A 19,837-nucleotide genomic window follows, 5' to 3' on the forward strand; every position below is an offset into this window, starting at 1 on the left:
GGGTTGATCTCGACCCGATTCGAAGTCACTCGGGCGCGCCGGGTGGCCGCGGCGCGCCGCGTGGCAGGATCGGTAGCCGTGAGTAGCGCTGATCCGCAGGTGGAGACCGTCGTCGATCTGGATGCCATCGCACACAACGTGCGGATACTGCGCGAACACGCCGGCGATGCGGCGGTGATGGTGGTGGTGAAAGCCGACGCCTACAACCACGGCGCGGTGCAGGTCGGCCGGGCGGCACTGGCCGCCGGCGCGGCCGAACTCGGGGTGACCACCATTCCCGAGGCGCTCGAGCTGCGCGCGGCCGGGATCACCGCGCCCATCCTCAGCTGGCTCAACACCTCCGACGCGGACTACGCCGCCGCCATCGCCGCCGATATCGAGATCGGCGTGTCCTCGACCGCTCATCTGCGAGCGGTGGAGCGCGCGGCGCGGGCGAGCGGAACCACCGCGACCGTCACGCTGAAGCTCGATACCGGCCTGAACCGCAACGGTGTCTCCTCCACGGACTATCCGCACGTACTGGCCCTGCTGCAGGAGCTGGTCGCCGAGCGGGTGGTGCATCTGCGGGCGATGTTCTCCCATCTCGCCCACGCCGATCAGCCGCAGCATCCGGTCATCGATGTGCAGCGGGACAGATTCGTCGAGGCCATCGCGGTCGCCAAGGATTACGGGCTGCAGCCCGAGGTGGTCCACCTGGCCAACTCCGCGGCCACCCTGACCCGGCCCGATCTGGCGTTCGACATGGTGCGGCCCGGTATCGCCGTCTACGGCCTCAGCCCGATTCCGGAGATCTCCGACTTCGGCCTGCGTCCGGCCATGACCTTCCGGGCCCGGGTCGCCCTGGTCAAGCGGGTGGCGCAGGGGGAGGGCGTGTCCTATGGGCACGAGTGGATCGCGCCGCACGACACCACCGTGGCGCTGATTCCGGCGGGCTATGCCGACGGTGTGCCGCGCGGTCTGGGCGGCCGGATCGCACTGCGGATCGGAGACGCGGAGTATCCGAACGTCGGCCGGGTGTGCATGGACCAGCTGGTCGTGGATCTCGGCGAGAACCGGCAGGGAGTGCAGGAGGGCGATCGCGCGGTGCTGTTCGGCGGGGCTCCCGGCGATCCGCACGCGCAGCGGTGGGCGGAACTGATGAACACCATCCACTACGAGATCGTGTGTTCCCCCCGTGGCCGTGTCGTGCGAGGCTATACCGGACAGGCAGGGGTGGTGTGATGGAACCCGAACGGGCACATCGGCTTCGGAACGCGCGGCGGGTACGGTCCACACTGCTGCGGGGCGGGGTGGCATCCGCGAGTGTGCTGGGCGCACTGGCCGGTGCGCAGGCCCTGCGGCGAATGGGCGCCGCCGTCGCCTGGCCGGCCCGCGGTGACGATCTGCGCGACGAGGATTTCACGCTGCTGGACCACGACCCCGTGCGCCGCGTGGTGGCCGACGACGGCGTGCCGCTGGCCGCCCGCGTCGTCGGCGCCGAGAATCCCTCCGCCACGGTCGTGTTCGTGCACGGGTTCTGTAACAGTATGCACTCGTTCCACTTTCAGCGCCGCGATCTGGCGCGGCAGTGGGGCGAGCAGGTCCGCATGGTGTTCTTCGATCTGCGCGGGCACGGCAGCTCCGGCACGCCGAGCAGTGCGAGCTGCACGGTCGCGCAGCTGGGAAGCGACCTGCTGCGGGTGATCGAGGAGTGCGCCCCCGACGGGCCGCTGGTGCTCGTGGGGCATTCCATGGGCGGGATGGCGATTCTCGCGGCGGCCGCCCGGGAGCCCGAATTGTTCGAGCGCCGCGTGCCGGCCTCCGCGCTGCTGTCCACCACCGCGGCCGGGGTGACCCGGGCCGGTGCGGCACAGCTGTTGCGCAGTCCGGCGATCGACGGGTTCCGGGTACTCGTCCACACCTCCCCGGCACTGGTGCAGGCCGGACGGGTCACGGCACGCCAGCTGATCACCCCGGTACTGCATGTCAGTTCGTTCCACGGCGACGTCAGTCCCACCCTGTCGCGATTCACCACCTCGATGATCGATCGGACACCGGTCGAGACCATCGTGAAATTTCTCGAAGCCCTGCAGGTGCACGACGAATCGGCGGCACTGCCGGTGCTCGCGCCGCGGCCGGCGCTGGTCGTCGGCGGCGACCACGACCTGATCATCCCGTTCCGCAATTCGCGTGAACTCGCCGCCCGGCTGCCGGACGCCGATCTGATCCGGGTCACCGACGCGGCGCATATGGTGCATCTGCAGTATCCCGAGTTGATCAACGCCGCGTTGCACCGATTGCTGTTGCGCGCGGGCGTATTCGGCGGCTCATCCGTCGAATACGGCGTGGACCGGGAGGCGAGCAATGGCTGAGCATCGCGAGCAAGCCCCGGACGATCAGGGTGAGGCCGAGCGCCGGGAACTGCCCACGGTCGCCGATACCGAGGCGCTGGGCCGGGAGCTGGCGGCCGGGCTGCGGCCCGGAGATCTGGTGGTGCTCGACGGTCCGCTCGGTGCGGGGAAGACGGCGCTGACCCGGGGGATCGCGGCCGGGCTCGGGGTCGAGGGGCGGGTCAGCTCACCGACCTTCATCATCGCGCGGCAGCATCGCGCCGGCGCGGCGCCGGGGTCGATACCGCTGGTGCACGTCGACGCCTACCGGCTGGGCGGTGATCTCGACGAACTGGACGCCCTGGATCTCGATGCCGATCTGCACGAGTCGGTCGTGGTGGTGGAATGGGGTCTCGGGGTGGTCGAACATCTCGCGGACCGTCATCTGCGGGTGCGGCTGCACCGGGAAGCGGAATCGGAGACACGCACCGCCACCTGGGAGTGGGTCGGCCAGTACTGATCGGTTGTGATGCTCGCCACCGATGCCCCTCGGGCGAATCCGCGGCAGCGCGCAATCCGGCCCACCCGGCCGCGCAGCGCCGCATCGGCGCCCCGGCAGTTGTTGCGGCACTTGGTCGTTGACGAGCCCCGCGCGGGTACCTCGTCAGGACATGCGCACATCCGGCGCGCAGCGATTTGCCCCGCGGTTGCGACATGCGGATACGCCGACGGCGCTGATGGCATACGGGAGGTGACCAACCGGTATCGTTGAGGCAATCATGCTTGTACTTGCTGTCGACACCGCGACGCCTGCCGTTACAGCAGGACTGGTGGAACTGGAGCAGGCCGCCACACAGCCGCAGGTCCGCACTCTCGCCTCCCGGGTGACCGTGGACGCGCGCGCCCACAACGAGGTGCTCACCCCGCAGATCCTGGCCTGCCTCGAGGAGGCCGACCGCACGCGCACCGATATCGGGGCGGTCGTGGTGGGTATCGGCCCCGGCCCGTTCACCGGCCTGCGAGTCGGTATGGCGACCGCCGCCGCCTTCGGCGACGCCCTGGGCCTGCCGGTACACGGCGTCTGCAGTCTCGACGCCATCGCCGCGGAGGCGTGGGCCGACGTGCCGGGCGGGCAGGACGAGAGTTCCGGCGCCGAACTACTCGTGGTGACCGACGCCCGCCGCCGCGAGGTGTACTGGGCGCGGTATCGCCGCAGCGGGCGCGTCGACGGCCCGGGCGTGTGCAAACCTGTCGATCTGGATTCCGGGGACGCGACCGCGATCGCCGGATCGCCCTCGCACGTGGACTTTTTCGATCTTCCGGTGCTGCCGGTGGAGACTCCGTCGCCCGCGGGACTGGTGCGATGCGCCGCTCACGACATTCTCGCGCGCGCGACGCCGGAGCCGCTGGTCCCGCTGTATCTGCGCCGGCCCGATGCGGTCGAACGCAGCTATCAGGCGGTGCGATGAGTACCGAATCCTCGCCGGTGGTCCATATCGAACCGATGGGCCCGGCCGATATCGCGCGCTGCGTCGAACTGGAACTGCTGCTGTTCCCGGAGGACGACCCCTGGCAGGACGTGGCCTTCCGCTCGGAGCTGGCCGGCTCGCACAATCGCTATCTGGTGGCGCGAGACGATGCCGGGCGCATGCTCGGCTACGCGGGCATCGCGCTGCTGGGCACAGCCGACCATCCCGAGGCCGAGATCCACACCATCGGTGTCGATCCGGACGTGCACCGCGGGGGGATCGGGACCGTCCTGTTGCGCGCGTTGCTGGCCGAGGCCGGGCGGCGCGGTGGGCCGGTCTTCCTCGAGGTGCGGACCGACAATGCGCCGGCCATCGCGCTCTACGAGAAGCACGGCTTCCACATCATCGGCCTGCGTAAGAGCTACTACCAGCCCAGCGGCGCCGACGCGTTCACCATGCGCCGCCCGGCGATGACCGGATTCCCGCACCCGGGCGCCGAGCGCGCCCACGACTCCGAGGTCCTGTCATGATCGTCCTGGGTGTCGAAAGTTCCTGTGACGAAACCGGTGTCGGCATCGTGCGCCGCCATCCGGACGGCACCTGCGAACTCCTCGCCGACGAGGTCGCCTCCAGCGTCGACCAGCACGCGCGGTTCGGCGGGGTGGTTCCCGAGATCGCCTCGCGCGCCCATCTCGAGGCCATCGTGCCCGCCATGCGGCGCGCCCTGTCGACCGCGGGGATCGCCAAGCCGGATGCGCTGGCCGTCACCATCGGACCGGGCCTGGCCGGTGCCCTGCTGGTGGGCGTGGCGGCCGCGAAAGCCTATGCGGCGGCCTGGGATATCCCGCTGTTCGCCTTGAACCATCTCGGCGGGCACGTGGCCGTCGACACCCTCGAACACGGTCCGATGCCGCCGTGCGTGGCTCTGCTGGTCTCCGGCGGGCACACCCATCTGCTGCACGTGACCGATCTCGCCGAGCCGATCGTCGAAATGGGCAGCACCGTCGACGATGCCGCCGGCGAGGCGTTCGACAAGGTGGCGCGACTGCTGGACCTCGGCTTCCCGGGCGGCCCGGCGCTGGATGCCGCTGCGGCCCACGGTGATCCGGTCGCGATCGCCTTCCCGCGCGGGATGACCGGGCCGCGCGATCCGCGCTACGACTTCTCCTTCTCCGGTCTCAAGACCGCCGTCGCCCGCTATGTCGAGGCGGCCCAGCGCAATGGGACCGAATTGCCGATCCCCGATATCGCGGCCTCGTTCCAGGAGGCCGTGGCCGATGTGCTGACCATGAAGGCCGTGCGCGCGGCGCAGGATGTCGGTGTGGACACGCTCGTGCTCGGTGGCGGCGCGACCGCCAACTCCCGGATCCGATCGATGGCCGAGGAGCGATGCGCGGCCGCCGGTTTGACCCTGCGAGTCCCCAAGCCGCGCCTGTGTACCGACAACGGCGTCATGATCGCCACCCTGGGCGCCCACGTGATCGCGGGCGGCGCCGAACCGTCCCCGTTGACGGTCGCGACCGACCCGGGACTTTCGGTGTCCACCAGCCAGATTCGCTGACGCCGTCCCGAAAAGGCTTCCTTCGACTCAGTCCTGGGGCTGCACGGTCGTCGTGCCGGGTGCTGCCGACCGCCCGGACGGAACGGGATCACCCGGCTCGGTGGGCTGGGCCTGGTCCGAATCCGCGGACCCGGAACTCGAATGCGGAAGCACCGGAACCCGGGTGCTGCCCGGCTTGGTCGGCGCGGCCCCAGGCGTCGGAGTGTCCGGAGTGCTCGTGCCGGGCGTAACCGGTTGCGGTGTGGTGGTTCCCAGCAGCGGACCGAGCAGATGCGGCAGGTTGGGCGGCAGCGGAATCTGCGGCAGATTCGGATCCGGCCGCAGTACCGGCGCACTGGTGGTCGGCGTGACCGGCGGGACCTGATCGGCGTTGGTCGTCGGCAGCGAACTGCCCGGCGATGTTCCGGGTGCCGAACTGCCCGGCTGGGTGCTGCTCGCCGGCGGATGTTCGGTCCGGCTCTGCCCGGTGCCATCCGTCGGTGTGCCCGCGGGCATCGGGGTCGACGGGGGTGGGGTGGTCAGCGGAGTGTCGGTCGTGCCCGCCGGGGTCACATCCTGATGGGCGGTCGGCACGAGTTCCTTGACGCCGTAACCGACCACGAGACCGACCACCACGACCGCACCGACGAGGGTGCCGATCACTTTGGTGAAGGTTCCGGCCGATCCGTCGCTTCCCAGCGCGATCGGGGAGAAGGGGGAGGGCTGGGCCGAATCGGCCACCAGCGCCGCACCTTTCGCGGTCACCGCCTCCGGCTCCGGAACCGAGACCACCGGGATGTCGAGCAGTGCGTCGAGTCCCTCGACCAAGGAGGCGATATTGGCGCCGCCGCCGATGATCGCCACCGCCTCCGGGACTTTCGGCGCGCGTGCGAAGACCGCGCGGGCGTAGTCGGCCGCCTCGTGCAGCAGATCGGCGATCAGTTCGGCGAAATCGGCCCGGGTCAGCTTCAGCGGCTGCCCGGCGACGTGGTCGATGGTCACCGCCGGGGCGATGGACAGATGCTCCTTGGCCGCCCGGCTGCGATTGATCAGCATGTTCCGGTTCGGCCGGGTGCCGCGGCGGGCGAAATGGCAGTCCAGCAGGTGGTGGTAGATCAGCTCGTCCACCGCCGAGCCACTGATCGCCTCCGTGCGCTCGGAACGCAGCACGGTGTCGTCGGCCAGATCGGCCACGGTGACCGTCGTACCGGAGGCGCCGAGGTCGATCACGGCGACCGTCTCGTAGCGGTCGAGCAGGCCGGTATCGCGCAAATAGGTCAGTGCCGCAGTACTTTCGGGGATGAGCTGCACATCCCGGCGCTGCCGGCCGATCGCGGCGCGAATCGCCATCGCCTGCTCGCGATCACGGTAGGCGACCGCGATGGCGCCGGCCGTGACGGGCTGGGTCTGCGGCGCCGAGGCGCCGGGCGAGTGCGTGCCGACGCGGTGCAGATAGTCGCGGGGCATCTGCGTGGTCATCAGTTCGATCGACGAGGCGACCAGATCACCCGGATCGGAATGTGCCACATCCGCCGACACGACGCGGTAGTCGAAACTCTGGGCACCGTTGGGCGCGGTGGTGACGACGGCCGAGCAGACGACCTCGTTCCCGGCGGAGATACCGAGGGATGTTCGCATGTTCACCTCCCTTCTCGAGCTGGTCGAGCGGACGGCCATGGTGGTACCGACCATCTCGAACGGACATCAGGGGCATCCGCTGTGCGGCGAATGCTCCGCGCGCGGATCGGGGCGGGTCTTCCTCCGTCGGGGGGCGGTCCGGTGAGGCGCCATACCGTCAGGCTGTCGGTCCCATCAGGTGCGATCCGTTTTCAGGGTCGGGACCGGCCGTCGATCACGTGCGGTCTTGTTCTCGTCTCAGGTGTGCGCGAGGTTGTCGCGCGATGGGTGAAGCGGTTGTACTAGAGGATCGCGTGACGGCTACGGCCGATGGGCACGCCGTAACGACACAGCTGTCGTACGACATGACCGATCACGGAACCGTCTTACATACTGTCACAATCCGTTATCCGAACGTTACAGATTTTTCGGATCAATTGCCACGCCCCCCGGGTGTGTCGCGATGTCAGCACTGCCCACCCTTGAGCGCTGGCACTCTCGTGTATAGAGTGCTAGTCGGCACTGGTTGTGCTCAGGTGCCAGCTCGACTTTGGGCAAGGGTCCCGGCACCCGCGACGACGGGGCTGTGCGCAGGGTCGGCACGGCGGTAGTGGTAAGGCTCCACGAACGCCGCATCAACACCGTGACCAAACCGTGAGTCCGGGGAACAGCCCCGGACGACCGAATCCCCTGAAAGTGGAGGGCTCAACGTGGCGAGCGTGAACATCAAGCCGCTCGAGGACAAGATCCTCGTCCAGGCCAACGAGGCCGAGACGACGACCGCCTCCGGCCTGGTCATCCCCGACACGGCGAAGGAGAAGCCCCAGGAGGGCACCGTCGTCGCCGTAGGACCCGGCCGGTGGGACGAGGACGGCGAGAAGCGCATTCCGCTGGATGTCAAGGAAGGCGACGTCGTCATCTACAGCAAGTACGGCGGCACCGAGATCAAGTACAACGGCGAGGAGTACCTGATCCTGTCGGCCCGCGACCTGCTGGCCGTCGTCAACAAGTGATGACCGACCGATGACCCTCGCGGCCGTCGCGATTCGGATCGCACCGTAACGATCACTGCCCCGGTGCCCCACGCATGGGCGCCGGGGCAGTGATCGTTGTGACTCCTGCTTCCCGGCCGCGGGTCGTCGCAGGCCCGTCCACCACTCCCACCCCAAGGACATCTCAACCATGGCAAAGCAGATCGAGTTCGACGAGAAGGCTCGTCGGGCAATGGAACGCGGCGTCGACAAGCTGGCCGACGCCGTCAAGGTCACCCTCGGCCCGCGCGGCCGGCACGTGGTGCTGGCCAAGGCGTTCGGCGGCCCCACCGTCACCAACGACGGCGTCACCATCGCGCGCGACATCGACCTCGAGGATCCCTTCGAGAACCTCGGCGCGCAGCTGGTCAAGAGCGTCGCCACCAAGACCAACGACGTCGCCGGCGACGGCACCACCACCGCCACCGTGCTGGCCCAGGCCCTCATCAAGGGCGGTCTCAAGAACCTCGCCGCCGGCGCCAACCCGATCGGCCTCGGCGTCGGTATGAGCAAGGCCGCCGACGTCGTGTCGGAGGCGCTGCTGGCCGCCGCCAAGCCGGTCTCCGGTGAGAAGGCCATCGCCCAGGTCGCCACCGTCTCCTCGCGCGACGAGGAAATCGGCGAGATGGTCGGCAAGGCACTGACCACCGTCGGCAAGGACGGCGTCGTCACCGTGGAGGAGTCCTCCACGGTCAGCACCGACCTGGAGATCACCGAGGGCGTGCAGTTCGACAAGGGCTACCTGTCGGGCTACTTCGTCACCGACCCCGACAAGCAGGAAGCCGTCCTCGAGGACGTCCAGGTACTGCTGCACCGGGAGAAGATCAGCTCGCTGCCCGACTTCCTGCCGCTGCTCGAGAAGATCGCCGAATCCGGCAAGCCGGTGCTGATCATCGCCGAGGACGTCGAGGGCGAGGCGCTGTCCACCCTGGTCGTCAACGCCATCCGCAAGACCCTCAAGGTCGTCGCGGTCAAGGCGCCGTTCTTCGGTGACCGCCGCAAGGCGTTCCTCGACGACCTGGCCGTCGTCACCGGTGGCACCGTGATCAACCCCGACCTGGGCATCAGCCTGCGCGAGGCCGGTCTGGACCTGCTCGGCCACGCCCGCCGCGTGGTCGTCACCAAGGACGAGACCACCATCGTCGACGGCGCCGGCACCCAAGAGGCCATCGACGCCCGCGTCGCGCAGCTGCGCGGCGAGATCGAGGCCACCGACTCCGACTGGGACCGCGAGAAGCTGGAGGAGCGGCTGGCCAAGCTGTCCGGCGGCGTCGCGGTCATCAAGGTCGGTGCGGCCACCGAAACCGCGCTCAAGGAGCGCAAGTACCGGGTCGAGGACGCGGTCAGCGCGGCCAAGGCCGCGGTCGAGGAGGGCATCGTCTCCGGTGGTGGAACCGCGCTGGTGCAGGCGGCCACGAAACTGGTCGAACTGCGCGACTCGCTGACCGGTGACCAGGCCATCGGCGTCGAGGTCGTGCGGCAGGCGCTGCGGGCACCGCTGTACTGGATCGCCACCAACGCCGGTATCGACGGTGCGGTCGTGGTCAGCAAGGTCAGCGAGGGCAAGGACGGCTTCAACGCCGCCACCCTGACCTACGGCGACCTGATCACCGACGGCGTCGTCGACCCGGTCAAGGTCACCCGTTCCGCGGTCCTCAACGCCACCTCCGTGGCGCGGATGGTGCTCACCACCGAGAGCGCCGTGGTCGACAAGCCGGCCGAGGAAGAGGCCGCCGACCACCACGGTCACGCGCACTGAGTTATCGGCCTCTGTATTTTCGGCCTCCGCTCCGCTCCGGCGGGGTTGCGGCCCCCTAGGGCTCGTCGATCGGCACCCGTTGCTTGCTCCTTCGTCGCGTACGCAACGGGCACCGATCGACGAGCCGGGCCGCAACCCGTGGGGGTTGGGTCGGGCCGAAGTCTCGGTGACGGAGTATGTGTAACCGCAACGGCCCGTTCACGTTCGAAACGTGAACGGGCCGTTGGTTTTTGTGATGAGACCGCGAGTGGATACTCGCTGGAGCGTGACGTCTGGGCCGGGGCTCAGCCGTCGCCGGGGCTCAGTTGAGGGAGGTGGGGCCGGCTTCCTCACCGTTGCGGTGAGCCGGGGGGCGAATGTGTCGTGCGGCGGGGGCCTGATCGTCGGCGATCGCGGCCAGGAGCCGGGTGCGGAGGGTGGCGGGTGGCTGGACGGCCGACGCCGAGGCGAACAGGGTAAGAGCTTCTCTGGTCAGTTGCACTTCCGTGTCGAAGTCCGCGCGCAGTACCGGATCGCCGGAGTCGAACAGCTCCCGCACCGCGCGCTGGTCCTCGTCGCCGATCGATCCGAGCGCGACCGTATGCGCGAGATCGATCTGGCTCTCGTTCATCTCACGTCACTCCCAAACTCTTTTTCAGTCGTGTCAATCCGTCCCGAATCCGGGACTTGACGGTCGGTAACCCTACTCCGAGGTAAGTAGCCACCTCGGCATATGTCCGGCCGCCGAAATACGCCAGCGAGATCGCCTCGCGCTGAGTTTCGGTGAGGGTGGCAAGGCTCTCGCGTACGGCCTGTTGTTCGAGTCGGCGGCCGACTTCCTCGGTGACCTCGTCGAATTCGTTGCCGAGGGTCGCGGCGCCGTAGGTGACCTCACGCTGGGCGTGCGCCTGTTCGGCACGGACGCGGTCGACGGCGCGCCGATGTGCGAGCGTCATCAGCCAGGTCACCGCTGAACCCTTGGCCGGGTCGAAATTGGCTGCGGTGCGCCAGATCTGGAGGTAGACCTCCTGGGTCGTCTCCTCCGCGTAACCGGAATCGTGGAGGACACGCAGCACCAATCCGAATACCCGGGCGCTCGTGCGGTCGTACAGCTCGGCGAATGCTTGCCGATCGGACCGGCCGCAGCGCTCCAGAAGTGCCGCCAGCTCGAAACTTTCGCTTGCGCGTGCCGTGATCGCAGAGTCCACACTCGGTGTGGCCACCCGACCGTCCCCGATGGATCCTTGGAACGAGTCGCCCTCTGCGGCCGGCGGCCGCGTTGTCACAACGCTCCATTCTGTGTCATCGGCCACTACCGTAGCGCGCCGCTATGACCTCCTTCCAGGTGGGGTGCGTCGGGCAACGCACCTGGGGCCCAGCGGATTTCGCGCATAAAACGACACGCCGAGGAGTGTATGGAGACACGCCGTGACACGCCGATGACTTTCACGAAACGCTGAGGCTTGGGTGCGGCTGCTGGTCAACATGCGGCAGGCGGATCGGCGGTGGCCGAGAACCTGCGCCTGTACCGTTGTCGCCGGCCACGTTCAGTGGCCGGTTGTTTGCTAGGTATTCGGCGCCCCAGCTGGTTCGGATCGGTCCGCTGCGACCGAATTTCGCGTGCGCCGGTCAGACGGCCATCCGGCGGCGATTGCGCCGGGCGTGGAGCTCGCGTTCGGTCTCCGACATGCCGCCCCAGATGCCGTACGGCTCGCTGACCTTCAGGGCGTGGCTGCGGCACTGCATGAGCACCGGGCAGGTCCGGCAGATCTCCTTGGCGCGCAACTCCCGCTGAGTGCGCGCGCGTCCGCGCTCGCCGTCGGGATGGAAGAAGACGGAGGAGTCCACACCGCGGCACGAGCCGCGCATCTGCCAATCCCAGATGTCGGCGTTGGGACCGGGGAGGTGGGTGGGCATGGGCATGGTGAACTCCTCATGGTGCGAGCTCGTCGGCGTTGTCGAGCGGTGCTTGGCAGCAGCGGTCTGTCCGGACCCTGGGCGGGGGCGACAGTGACCTCGCCGAGATCGGGCTCGGACCGTATCGCCGATCTCCGGCGATCGCAGTACGTGGTCGCCGCAATTTCGCACGGCGCCGACGACGGCGATGAAGTACGTTAGGTCGCACAGTGAAATCACGTCAATAGATACGTCGACAGTGATCGCAATTCCGGCAGATCTCAGATTTAACCTGCACGCTGTTTACTTTCTGGACCGGGAAAGCGATACTGACCGGTTGACTTCTTTCGCGAGTATTGCGACGTGCCTGTAGATTCTCGCATTTTCCCAGTTCACGCCGTGCTTAGCGGAAGAAATGACCTGTTGTACTTACCAACGCTGGGGAGTGTGATATGTGATGTGGCACACTGGCTCCGGTGGTGCGGAAGAAGTCCGGATGGCCGAGTCGGGGCGGGCAGGTTAATAATCCGAAAAGCATGCGAATTTCACTCCGGTGCGCCGGTGGTTAGCTCGTTGCAGATTTACGTGATGGAAACACGGTGCCGCCGATTTTTCGCTGAGAAATAGCCCGTGCGCGGTGTGGGGGGCCGCACCCCTCCGGATAAGGTGCGCTGGTGTTGGATTTGTCCCCGCGAGTCGGCGGGTTGCTGGACTCCGGGAGCGCCCCCGTACTGGTCGACGCGGCGTTCGGCGGCCGCCCCGGGATCGCGCCCGCGGATCTTCCCGCCGCCACCGATCCCGCCGGAACCTGGCTGCGGGCGGTCGTCCTCGGTGGTCAAGGGCGATATGCGGCGGCACGCACCGAATTGCTCCGGGCCGCCCGGCTGACCAGGAATCCGGTACTCGGCTCGCTCGTGGCCTCCACCGAGGCGTCGCTGCTGCGCCAACTCGGCTGGCATGCGCGCGCGGCGATCCTGGACGGGCGGGCGGCGGCGCTGGTCGTGAACCTGCCGGTGGACAGGGCGGCCGATCCGATGCGCGCCGCGGCGATCTGCGACGCACTCACCGGATTGGCCGCGGACGCGCTCGGGACCGGGCAGCCGCAGATGTCCGCGCGCTTGCTGCGGCGCTGTCGCGACGAAGTCGATCGCGCGCCCGGGGATCTGCGAACGCTGGTGCGCTGGCATTGGGTCAGCGCCGAAACCGCCCTCGCCGCACCCGGTATGGGACTGGTCGCCGAGCCTGCCCTGGCTCACGCCGAGGCGGCGGTGGACACGGCCGAGCGGATGGGATCGGTTCGGCATCAAGTGAAGTCGCGGCTGCTGGTGGCCGCCGCGGCGGCGGGCGACGGTGACATCGATCGCAGTCGCACCATGGCCGATCTGGTCGATTCCGACTGCGCCACACACGGATTGCTGCCGCTGCGCTGGGCCGCCGCGATGTTGCGGGCGGGGGTGTGCGAGCCGCACGCGGCCCGGCGCGCGGCCGCGGAATCGGGTGCGTACGCGCAGATCCTGGCTGGTCGGGGCGGTCGGATGCGGCTCGCTCCGGAAATCGGGTGAGCAGTGATCCCCCATGTTGTCCGACTCACATAGCTGAGCCGCTATTGTTGGTTCCGTTCCACCGACCGGTGGAAGCACCGGTCGAAATCCGGCCGTGCCACTTGTAACGCCAGGAATATCTCTGACGATGACGCACTCGGGCGAGGAGTTGGACGCCGCCGTAGCTGCTGCAGCTCAGGGCGACCGTTCCGCTTTAGCCCAGGTACTGGAAATCATCCGCCCGCTGGTAGTTCGCTATTGCCGTGCGCGGATCGGTTCCGCGGAGCGTGGGCAGCTCTCCGCGGACGACGTGGCGCAGGAGGTCTGCTTGGCTGTGATGACCGCCCTGCCGCGTTACCAGGACCAGGGGCGGCCGTTCATGGCTTTCGTGTACGGAATCGCCTCGCACAAGGTCGCCGACGCTCATCGCAACGCCGCCCGTAACAAGGCGGACGCGATGGCCGAAGTACCAGATGTCATATCCACCGACCAGGGGCCGGAGCAGCGCGCTCTCGAATCCGAAACGAGCCGGCAGATGAACAGTCTGCTGGCCACGCTACCGGAGAAGCATCGAGAGATCCTGATCCTGCGTTTGGTCATGGGTTTGTCAGCAGAAGAAACTGCTGTCGCCGTGGGCAGTACGGCGGGAGCTATACGAGTGGCTCAGCATCGGGCGCTCGCGAAACTCAAGTCACAAGTGGCGAGGGCAGGTGAAATGTATGGCTAGGGATGGCGAGCGCGGTCGGGGCGACTGGAAGGCGCGGCTTGGATCGCCGAACAGCGGTCCCTATGCCGAGGCATCCGGGGAGTCCGGTGATTCCGGGCCGGTGGATATCGCAGCGGTACGCCGCGATGATGCGCTGATCGACGCCATCGCCGGCGACGGTCCCGTCGCGACCGACAGTGCCGAGGAGTATCAGCTCGCGAGCCTGCTCGCGAATTGGCGGGCCGATATCGTCGAGACTCCGATGCCGGCCGGTCCCGATCTGGACGCCGTGGTCGCGGCCGTCAACCAGGAGATCGGAGCGCGGGAGGCGAGGGTCAACGCCCATCGCCGCGGCAAATTGCGACTGGTACGTCCGTTGATGGGCGCCGCGGCCGCGGTCGCGGTGATCGCGGGCGGGACGACGGCGTTCTCCTACGGTGCGCAGCCGGGTGATCCGTTGTGGCGGGTGAAGGAGGTCGTGTTCAGCCAGCAGGCGCAGACCACGATCGCCCAGCGCGCCGACGACGATATGACCAAGGCGCAGACGCTGATCGACCAGGGACATCCGGAACAGGCCAAGGCACTGTTGGAGAGCGCTTCCACCAACACGACCCAGGTCGACGACAATTCGCGCAAGCAGGATCTGCAGCTGCGCTGGCAGCATCTACTGGATCAGCTGAAGACCACCGCACCAGAGGTGGCCGCCGCGCTGGAGTCGCTGGAGCCGAAGGCCAATACGACGCCGACCACTCCGACCGTGGTCGCGCCGACGACGCCGGGACAGTCCACCAACCCGGGCCAGCACGAGAGCAGCGGTTCCAAGCAGAGCACTCCGGGACCGGAGATCATGCGCAGCCAGACCGCGCCCGAAACCGGAGCGAACGGTTCGGTACCGGGCACGCCGGGCACCGAGCCGGGGAGTGGCGCCAAGCCGCCGACGCAACAGCAGCAGCAACCGCCGACGACTGCCGAGCCGCCGACGCACGAGCAGCCGCCGACCCAGCAGCAGCCGCCGACGCATGAGCAGCCGCCCACTCAGGAACAGCCGCCGGCGAATCAGCCCACCGCCAATTCGCCGACCACCATCGGCGGAGGGGCGGTGGTCCCGCCGACGCAGCCGCAGCCGCAGCAGCAGCAGACCGTCGCTCCGGTCCGCCCGTCGGTGCCCTCGGCGCCGACGGTGGTGGTGCCGCCGGCCGGTGGGGGATTGCACACCGGCATCGGCTAGAGCGATATATCCGGCTGGACGACATATCCGATACGAGAACCGATCGCCGATTCCGGCGGTCGGATTCGTGTTTTCCGGGGTAGATGTGCGCGCCGAGATATTCGGCAGAAGTGTGGAAAGTCACAGGCCGGACGTGCGCGCGGCTACGCCGGCGCGAGCACTACGCGGCTGTTGCGGACGGGTCAGGCGTCGAAGCCGTCGAATCCGTCGCCGTGCAGGGCTTCGTTCATCGAGGCATCCGCGTATCCGCGGCAGTAGTCCCACGTCACGTAGGCCTCCGGCGTCGGATCGTAGGCGGGCTCGTGCGGGCGGACCGTGCCGTCGACCAGCAGTTGCAGCAGGTTGGCGCGCAGCATGTCCCAATCGTGGTAGTGGTCCTGCCGGCAATCCTCACAGCTCACCACGAGACCGCGGATGCCCCGATGGGACAGCAGCGCCTCGTACACCGCGAGATCGGCGAGATCCTCTTCGACCGCTAGGCGCTCATGGGGGTCCAGCGGCTCCCCAGGCTCAATGGCATCGAGCGCGGCCGACGGGTCGGAGGGATCTCCGGCGAAGGGGTCCGGCGGCAGGCCAGGTGGTAGATGGTCACGCACAATCCCACGGTACGCAGAACCACCCCCTCCGCGCCAGCGCTGAAGGCATTTTGACGCGCTTGTTGCGGGGCTGTCACCCTCGTCCACCACTGTGTCGGAGGCGACGAGGTCGCCCCCGCAGGCGGCCGATACCATGGATACACAGGCGCCGGGTAGCACGCTTCGGCTCCACCATCCATCAGCTGTTCTCGATCGGTACCGAGGTCGCCGGAAGACGGGGCCGGAGTGCCGTATCGGTGCTTTCGAGGTCCAGGAGGGGTCGATCAGATGAGTAGTCCCGTGATGGGCGAACGAGCCGTCCGCCCGCATACGGGTGGTGACGATCCGAACAAGATCGCCATGCTCGGCCTCACGTTCGACGACGTGCTGTTGCTGCCGGCCGCTTCCGATCTGATCCCCAGCTCGGTCGAGACCTCCAGCCGGCTGACCCGTGAGATCACGCTGCGCACCCCGCTGGTGAGTTCGGCGATGGATACCGTCACCGAGGCGCGGATGGCCATTGCCATGGCCCGCGCCGGCGGTATGGGCGTGTTGCACCGCAATCTGTCGGCCGCCGATCAGGCCGCCCAGGTGGAGACCGTGAAGCGGTCCGAGGCCGGAATGGTCACCGATCCGGTCACCTGCCGCCCGTCCGACACCCTCGCCGAGGTCGACGCGATGTGTGCGCGGTTCCGCATCTCGGGTCTGCCCGTGGTGGACGAGACCGGTGCGCTGGTCGGCATCATCACCAACCGCGACATGCGTTTCGAGGTCGATCAGAACCGCCGGGTCGCCGATGTGATGACCAAGGCGCCGCTGATCACCGCCCAGGAGGGTGTCACCGCCGAGGCCGCCCTCGGCCTGCTGCGCCGGCACAAGATCGAGAAGCTTCCGATCGTCGACGGCAACGGCCGGCTGCGCGGGCTGATCACCGTCAAGGACTTCGTCAAGACCGACCAGTACCCGAACGCCACCAAGGACCGCGACGGCCGTCTGCTGGTCGGTGCGGCGGTGGGCGTCGGTGAGGATTCCTGGTCGCGCGCGATGAGCCTGGCCGACGCCGGGGTCGACGTGCTGATCGTCGATACCGCGCACGGCCATCAGGCCCAGGTGCTGCAGATGGTCGCCAAGGTCAAGAACGAGGTCGGCGACCGGATCCAGGTCGTCGGCGGCAATATCGCCACCCGTGAGGGTGCGGCGGCACTGGTCGAGGCCGGCGCCGACGCGGTCAAGGTGGGTGTCGGACCCGGCTCGATCTGCACCACCCGCGTGGTCGCCGGCGTCGGTGCCCCGCAGATCACCGCGATTCTCGAGGCCGTGGCCGCATGCCGCGCCGCCGACGTGCCGGTGATCGCCGACGGCGGCATCCAGTTCTCCGGCGATGTCGCCAAGGCCATCGCCGCCGGTGCGTCGACGGTCATGCTCGGTTCGCTGCTCGCCGGTACCGCCGAATCCCCGGGTGAACTGATCCTGGTGGGCGGCAAGCAGTTCAAGAGCTATCGCGGCATGGGTTCGCTGGGTGCCATGCAGGGACGCGGACAGGGCAAGTCCTACTCCAAGGACCGCTACTTCCAGGACGACGTGCTGGCCGAGGACAAGCTGGTGCCCGAGGGCATCGAGGGGCGGGTGCCCTTCCGCGGTCCCGTGAACCAGGTCATCCATCAGCTGGTGGGTGGTCTGCGCGCGGCCATGGGCTACACCGGTTCGCAGTCGATCCCCGATCTGCAGCAGGCGCAGTTCGTGCAGATCACGGCGGCGGGTCTCAAGGAGAGCCACCCGCACGACATCACCATGACGGTCGAGGCCCCGAACTACACCGGCCGCGGCAAGTAGGAACGCCCGGCCGGTCCCCATGCCTGCCGTCCGACACGACCGCCCCCGGCGTATGGCGTACGCCGGGAACTGGGAGGATGGACGCGCGTCGGCGTGAGATCGCCGCGATGTCGTGACGCCGACGCGCGCGAGTTCGTCGCACACACGGGCGTGGCAGCACACACTAAGGAGAGACATCAGTGCGGGACATGGTCGAGATCGGGATGGGTCGGACCGCCCGGCGTACCTATGAGCTGGACGATGTCGACATCGTCCCCTCGCGGCGCACCCGGTCGTCGAAGCAGGTGTCGCTGGCATGGCAGCTGGATGCCTACCGATTCGACATCCCCGTGGTCGCGCATCCGACCGATGCGCTGGTGTCGCCGGAATTCGCGATCGAACTGGGGCGCCTCGGCGGACTGGGCGTCATCAACGGCGAGGGACTCTGGGCCCGGCACGCCGATGTGAGCGCGCGCATCGAGCAACTGGTCGAGGTGGCCGAGCACAAGGGGCCCGAGGCCGCGGTCGAACTGCTGCAGGAACTGCACGCCGCGCCGATGCAGCCCGATCTGCTGGCCGCCGCGGTCGCGCAGGTGCGCGCCGCCGGGGTGACGGTCGCGGTGCGGGTGAGCCCGCAGAACGCGCGCGCTCTGACCCCGAGCCTGGTGCAGGCCGGCATCGACCTGCTGGTCGTCCACGGCACCATCATCTCCGCCGAGCACGTCGGCGGCGCGAACGCGGTGCCGGCCGAAGACTCCGGCTCGTCGGTGGAACCGCTGAACCTCAAGACCTTCATCGCCGAACTGGACGTGCCGGTGGTGGCCGGCGGCGTCAGCGATCACCGCACCGCCCTGCATCTGATGCGCACCGGCGCCGCCGGCGTGATCGTCGGTTACGGGTCGATGCCCGGCGCCACCACCACCGGTGAGGTGCTCGGTATCGGCGTCCCGATGGCGACCGCGATCGCCGATGCCGCCGCCGCTCGCCGCGACTACCTCGACGAGACCGGCGGTCGCTACGTCCACGTGATCGCCGACGGTGACATCGTCTCCTCCGGCCAGCTGGCCAAGGCCATCGCCTGCGGTGCGGATGCGGCGATGCTGGGTGTGCCGCTGGCCCTGGCGCAGGACGCGCCCGGCCGCGGCTGGTACTGGCCCTCGGCGGCCGCGCATCCGTCGGTGCCGCGGGGCGCGCTGCTGCAGTTCGCCGAGCCGGACGAGCAGCCCACCCTGGAGAAGGTGCTGTACGGTCCGTCCAGCGATCCGTGGGGGTCGGTTAATCTCGTTGGCGGCCTGCGTCGTTCGATGGCCAAGGCCGGTTACTGCGATCTGAAGGAATTCCAGCGGGTCGGCCTCAGCGTGCGGGCCTGAATCTCGCGCCGTGACCCGGATCAGTTGAGCCGGGTCAGCACGTCCCCGCGCAGGAAGTCGCGAATCGCGGCATTGACCTGCGCGGGGTGGGTCATGTTGACCGCCTGACGGGCATCCTCGATTTCGCAGAACCGGGATCCGGCCAGTCGGCGCGCCATTTCGAGCGCGTGCGCGCGCGGGATACCGGCTCGCGTGGGATGGATGACCAATGCGGGACAGGTGATTTCGGCCAGCCGATGCAGGATCGAGTCGCGGGCCAGCAGGCATCCGGCCGCGGCCTCGAGTTCGTGTGGGTCGCGCGCCAGCCATCGTTTGGTCCATACCGACCGGTACCAGGCGTCGTCTCCGATCAGCCAGTGCGCCATGTGCTCCGCGAGGGCATGCCGGATATTCGGCTCCCGCCAGCGGTCCAGGAAGCGGCGCGAGGTCGCGAGTTCCTGCGGAGTGGGGCTGTGCGCCTCGGTGGAGATCAGGATCAGCGCGGCCACCCGTTCGGGAGCGAGCAGCGCGGTGCGCATGGCGCTGAACCCGCCCTGTGAGGTGCCGCCGACCACCGCGCGTTCGACGCCGAGCTGATCCAGTACGGTCAGGGCGTCGCGGGCCGCGGTCCAATAGGTGAAGGGCAGTCCCTCGTCGCGGGTGCGTCCGTGTCCGCGCGCATCCCAGGTGACGATGCGGAACTCCGGTGACAGCGCGGCCGCCTGCGAGGCGAACATCGTTCGGTCCATGAAGAATTCGTGCCCCAGTAGCACCACGGGACCACTACCACCGGAATCCTCGTAATGGATTTCGGCATCGATCGCGCGGGCGAATGGCACGAGCACGAGGATAGCGGTCGCCGACTACTGCTGCTCCGCCTTCGCGATCGTCGCGGGGGCCGGCGAGCATGGATATGCGTTGGCGGATAGGCCGTTTCGGGCGCCGGTCGGCACCGGTCGATACGACCGGCGTCGAACCGGCGTAAGTGGGGGCGGTCACGGCCGTGAGCGGCAGCCTCGCCCGCCC

At 68.5% G+C, this 19,837-nt stretch carries 19 protein-coding genes; 13 read left to right on the forward strand and 6 right to left on the reverse strand.

Annotation, left to right across the window (positions count from 1 at the left end; translation table 11 throughout):
• The first annotated feature begins 60 nt into the window (after window positions 1-60).
• The 6 genes from alr (at window position 61) to tsaD (ending at window position 5,339) form a co-directional block, all read left to right on the forward strand.
• Window positions 61-1,221 (forward strand): alanine racemase, encoded by a 1,161-nt coding sequence (gene alr / locus IRT45_RS01360; protein WP_375540049.1) that lies wholly within the window; start codon window positions 61-63, stop codon window positions 1,219-1,221.
• A complete protein-coding gene (locus tag IRT45_RS01365; protein ID WP_194804031.1) occupies window positions 1,221-2,351 on the forward strand; it encodes an alpha/beta fold hydrolase in 1,131 nt (376 codons plus the stop codon). The genes alr and IRT45_RS01365 overlap by 1 nt, the downstream gene beginning before the upstream one ends.
• The gene (tsaE, locus tag IRT45_RS01370) at window positions 2,344-2,829 is read left to right on the forward strand and encodes a tRNA (adenosine(37)-N6)-threonylcarbamoyltransferase complex ATPase subunit type 1 TsaE (protein ID WP_194804032.1); all 486 of its coding nucleotides are present in this window, start codon (window positions 2,344-2,346) and stop codon (window positions 2,827-2,829) included. Before IRT45_RS01365 ends, tsaE begins: the two co-directional genes overlap by 8 nt.
• Window positions 2,830-3,088: 259 nt before the next feature.
• Entirely contained in the window at window positions 3,089-3,778 is a 690-nt protein-coding gene (gene tsaB, locus IRT45_RS01375; RefSeq protein ID WP_194804033.1) for a tRNA (adenosine(37)-N6)-threonylcarbamoyltransferase complex dimerization subunit type 1 TsaB, read from the forward strand.
• Window positions 3,775-4,308, forward strand: a complete 534-nt coding sequence (rimI, locus tag IRT45_RS01380; protein WP_039776618.1) for a ribosomal protein S18-alanine N-acetyltransferase — start codon at window positions 3,775-3,777, stop codon at window positions 4,306-4,308. The genes tsaB and rimI overlap by 4 nt, the downstream gene beginning before the upstream one ends.
• Entirely contained in the window at window positions 4,305-5,339 is a 1,035-nt protein-coding gene (tsaD, locus tag IRT45_RS01385; RefSeq protein ID WP_194804034.1) for a tRNA (adenosine(37)-N6)-threonylcarbamoyltransferase complex transferase subunit TsaD, read from the forward strand. The genes rimI and tsaD overlap by 4 nt, the downstream gene beginning before the upstream one ends.
• Before the next feature lie 27 nt (window positions 5,340-5,366).
• On the opposite strand, the gene IRT45_RS01390 is transcribed toward tsaD, so the two are convergent.
• Window positions 5,367-6,956 carry an Hsp70 family protein gene (locus IRT45_RS01390; protein ID WP_194804035.1) on the reverse strand — a complete coding sequence of 530 codons (1,590 nt, stop codon included), beginning with the start codon at window positions 6,954-6,956 and terminating at the stop codon, window positions 5,367-5,369.
• 689 nt (window positions 6,957-7,645) lie between these two features.
• Here IRT45_RS01390 and groES point away from each other — a divergent pair.
• Both groES and groL read left to right on the forward strand, forming a co-directional pair.
• Complete coding sequence (gene groES, locus IRT45_RS01395; protein WP_025347345.1) at window positions 7,646-7,948, forward strand: co-chaperone GroES; 303 nt, start codon at window positions 7,646-7,648, stop codon at window positions 7,946-7,948.
• 169 nt (window positions 7,949-8,117) lie between these two features.
• Window positions 8,118-9,725 (forward strand): chaperonin GroEL, encoded by a 1,608-nt coding sequence (gene groL / locus IRT45_RS01400; protein ID WP_194804036.1) that lies wholly within the window; start codon window positions 8,118-8,120, stop codon window positions 9,723-9,725.
• Between the two features lie 301 nt (window positions 9,726-10,026).
• Here the strand turns inward: groL and IRT45_RS01405 are convergent, their stop codons facing one another.
• From IRT45_RS01405 to IRT45_RS01415, 3 genes are all read right to left on the reverse strand, one after another.
• Entirely contained in the window at window positions 10,027-10,335 is a 309-nt protein-coding gene (locus IRT45_RS01405) for a hypothetical protein (protein WP_228533241.1), read from the reverse strand.
• Window position 10,336: 1 nt separating this feature from the next.
• Window positions 10,337-10,912, reverse strand: a complete 576-nt coding sequence (locus IRT45_RS01410; protein ID WP_194804096.1) for a sigma-70 family RNA polymerase sigma factor — start codon at window positions 10,910-10,912, stop codon at window positions 10,337-10,339.
• Between the two features lie 421 nt (window positions 10,913-11,333).
• On the reverse strand, window positions 11,334-11,627 hold the full coding sequence (locus tag IRT45_RS01415) for a WhiB family transcriptional regulator (protein WP_030513510.1): 294 nt from the start codon (window positions 11,625-11,627) through the stop codon (window positions 11,334-11,336).
• 647 nt (window positions 11,628-12,274) lie between these two features.
• On the opposite strand from IRT45_RS01415, the gene IRT45_RS01420 reads away from it, so the two are divergent.
• The 3 genes from IRT45_RS01420 (at window position 12,275) to IRT45_RS01430 (ending at window position 15,075) form a co-directional block, all read left to right on the forward strand.
• Entirely contained in the window at window positions 12,275-13,162 is an 888-nt protein-coding gene (locus tag IRT45_RS01420; protein ID WP_309240750.1) for a hypothetical protein, read from the forward strand.
• A 127-nt stretch (window positions 13,163-13,289) separates the two neighbouring features.
• Complete coding sequence (locus tag IRT45_RS01425; protein ID WP_030513512.1) at window positions 13,290-13,868, forward strand: sigma-70 family RNA polymerase sigma factor; 579 nt, start codon at window positions 13,290-13,292, stop codon at window positions 13,866-13,868.
• Window positions 13,861-15,075, forward strand: a complete 1,215-nt coding sequence (locus IRT45_RS01430) for an anti-sigma-D factor RsdA (protein WP_194804037.1) — start codon at window positions 13,861-13,863, stop codon at window positions 15,073-15,075. The genes IRT45_RS01425 and IRT45_RS01430 overlap by 8 nt, the downstream gene beginning before the upstream one ends.
• Before the next feature lie 182 nt (window positions 15,076-15,257).
• On the opposite strand, the gene IRT45_RS01435 is transcribed toward IRT45_RS01430, so the two are convergent.
• Window positions 15,258-15,671 carry a DUF5319 domain-containing protein gene (locus tag IRT45_RS01435; RefSeq protein WP_025347353.1) on the reverse strand — a complete coding sequence of 138 codons (414 nt, stop codon included), beginning with the start codon at window positions 15,669-15,671 and terminating at the stop codon, window positions 15,258-15,260.
• A gap of 267 nt (window positions 15,672-15,938) precedes the next feature.
• On the opposite strand from IRT45_RS01435, the gene guaB reads away from it, so the two are divergent.
• Both guaB and IRT45_RS01445 read left to right on the forward strand, forming a co-directional pair.
• Window positions 15,939-17,483 carry an IMP dehydrogenase gene (gene guaB, locus IRT45_RS01440; protein WP_228533243.1) on the forward strand — a complete coding sequence of 515 codons (1,545 nt, stop codon included), beginning with the start codon at window positions 15,939-15,941 and terminating at the stop codon, window positions 17,481-17,483.
• A gap of 179 nt (window positions 17,484-17,662) precedes the next feature.
• Complete coding sequence (locus IRT45_RS01445) at window positions 17,663-18,832, forward strand: GuaB3 family IMP dehydrogenase-related protein (RefSeq protein WP_194804038.1); 1,170 nt, start codon at window positions 17,663-17,665, stop codon at window positions 18,830-18,832.
• Window positions 18,833-18,852: 20 nt separating this feature from the next.
• Here IRT45_RS01445 and IRT45_RS01450 read toward each other — a convergent pair whose 3' ends face one another.
• Window positions 18,853-19,650, reverse strand: coding sequence for an alpha/beta fold hydrolase (locus IRT45_RS01450; RefSeq protein WP_194804039.1), 798 nt, complete (start codon window positions 19,648-19,650; stop codon window positions 18,853-18,855).
• Window positions 19,651-19,837 lie beyond the last annotated feature (187 nt).

Origin of the sequence: Nocardia sp. BSTN01 (assembly GCF_015354405.1) — a bacterium.
Lineage (GTDB): Bacteria > Actinomycetota > Actinomycetes > Mycobacteriales > Mycobacteriaceae > Nocardia.

What these genes read in the sequence shown, in the direction of transcription:
- IRT45_RS01365 (WP_194804031.1), top strand. Translation starts at nt 1,221, where the DNA reads ATGGAACCCGAACGGGCACATCGGCTTCGGAACGCGCGGCGGGTACGG.
- tsaE (WP_194804032.1), top strand. Translation starts at nt 2,344, where the DNA reads ATGGCTGAGCATCGCGAGCAAGCCCCGGACGATCAGGGTGAGGCCGAG.
- tsaB (WP_194804033.1), top strand. Translation starts at nt 3,089, where the DNA reads ATGCTTGTACTTGCTGTCGACACCGCGACGCCTGCCGTTACAGCAGGA.
- rimI (WP_039776618.1), top strand. Translation starts at nt 3,775, where the DNA reads ATGAGTACCGAATCCTCGCCGGTGGTCCATATCGAACCGATGGGCCCG.
- tsaD (WP_194804034.1), top strand. Translation starts at nt 4,305, where the DNA reads ATGATCGTCCTGGGTGTCGAAAGTTCCTGTGACGAAACCGGTGTCGGC.
- IRT45_RS01390 (WP_194804035.1), bottom strand. Translation starts at nt 6,956, where the DNA reads ATGCGAACATCCCTCGGTATCTCCGCCGGGAACGAGGTCGTCTGCTCG.
- groL (WP_194804036.1), top strand. Translation starts at nt 8,118, where the DNA reads ATGGCAAAGCAGATCGAGTTCGACGAGAAGGCTCGTCGGGCAATGGAA.
- IRT45_RS01405 (WP_228533241.1), bottom strand. Translation starts at nt 10,335, where the DNA reads ATGAACGAGAGCCAGATCGATCTCGCGCATACGGTCGCGCTCGGATCG.
- IRT45_RS01415 (WP_030513510.1), bottom strand. Translation starts at nt 11,627, where the DNA reads ATGCCCATGCCCACCCACCTCCCCGGTCCCAACGCCGACATCTGGGAT.
- IRT45_RS01425 (WP_030513512.1), top strand. Translation starts at nt 13,290, where the DNA reads ATGACGCACTCGGGCGAGGAGTTGGACGCCGCCGTAGCTGCTGCAGCT.
- IRT45_RS01430 (WP_194804037.1), top strand. Translation starts at nt 13,861, where the DNA reads ATGGCTAGGGATGGCGAGCGCGGTCGGGGCGACTGGAAGGCGCGGCTT.
- guaB (WP_228533243.1), top strand. Translation starts at nt 15,939, where the DNA reads ATGAGTAGTCCCGTGATGGGCGAACGAGCCGTCCGCCCGCATACGGGT.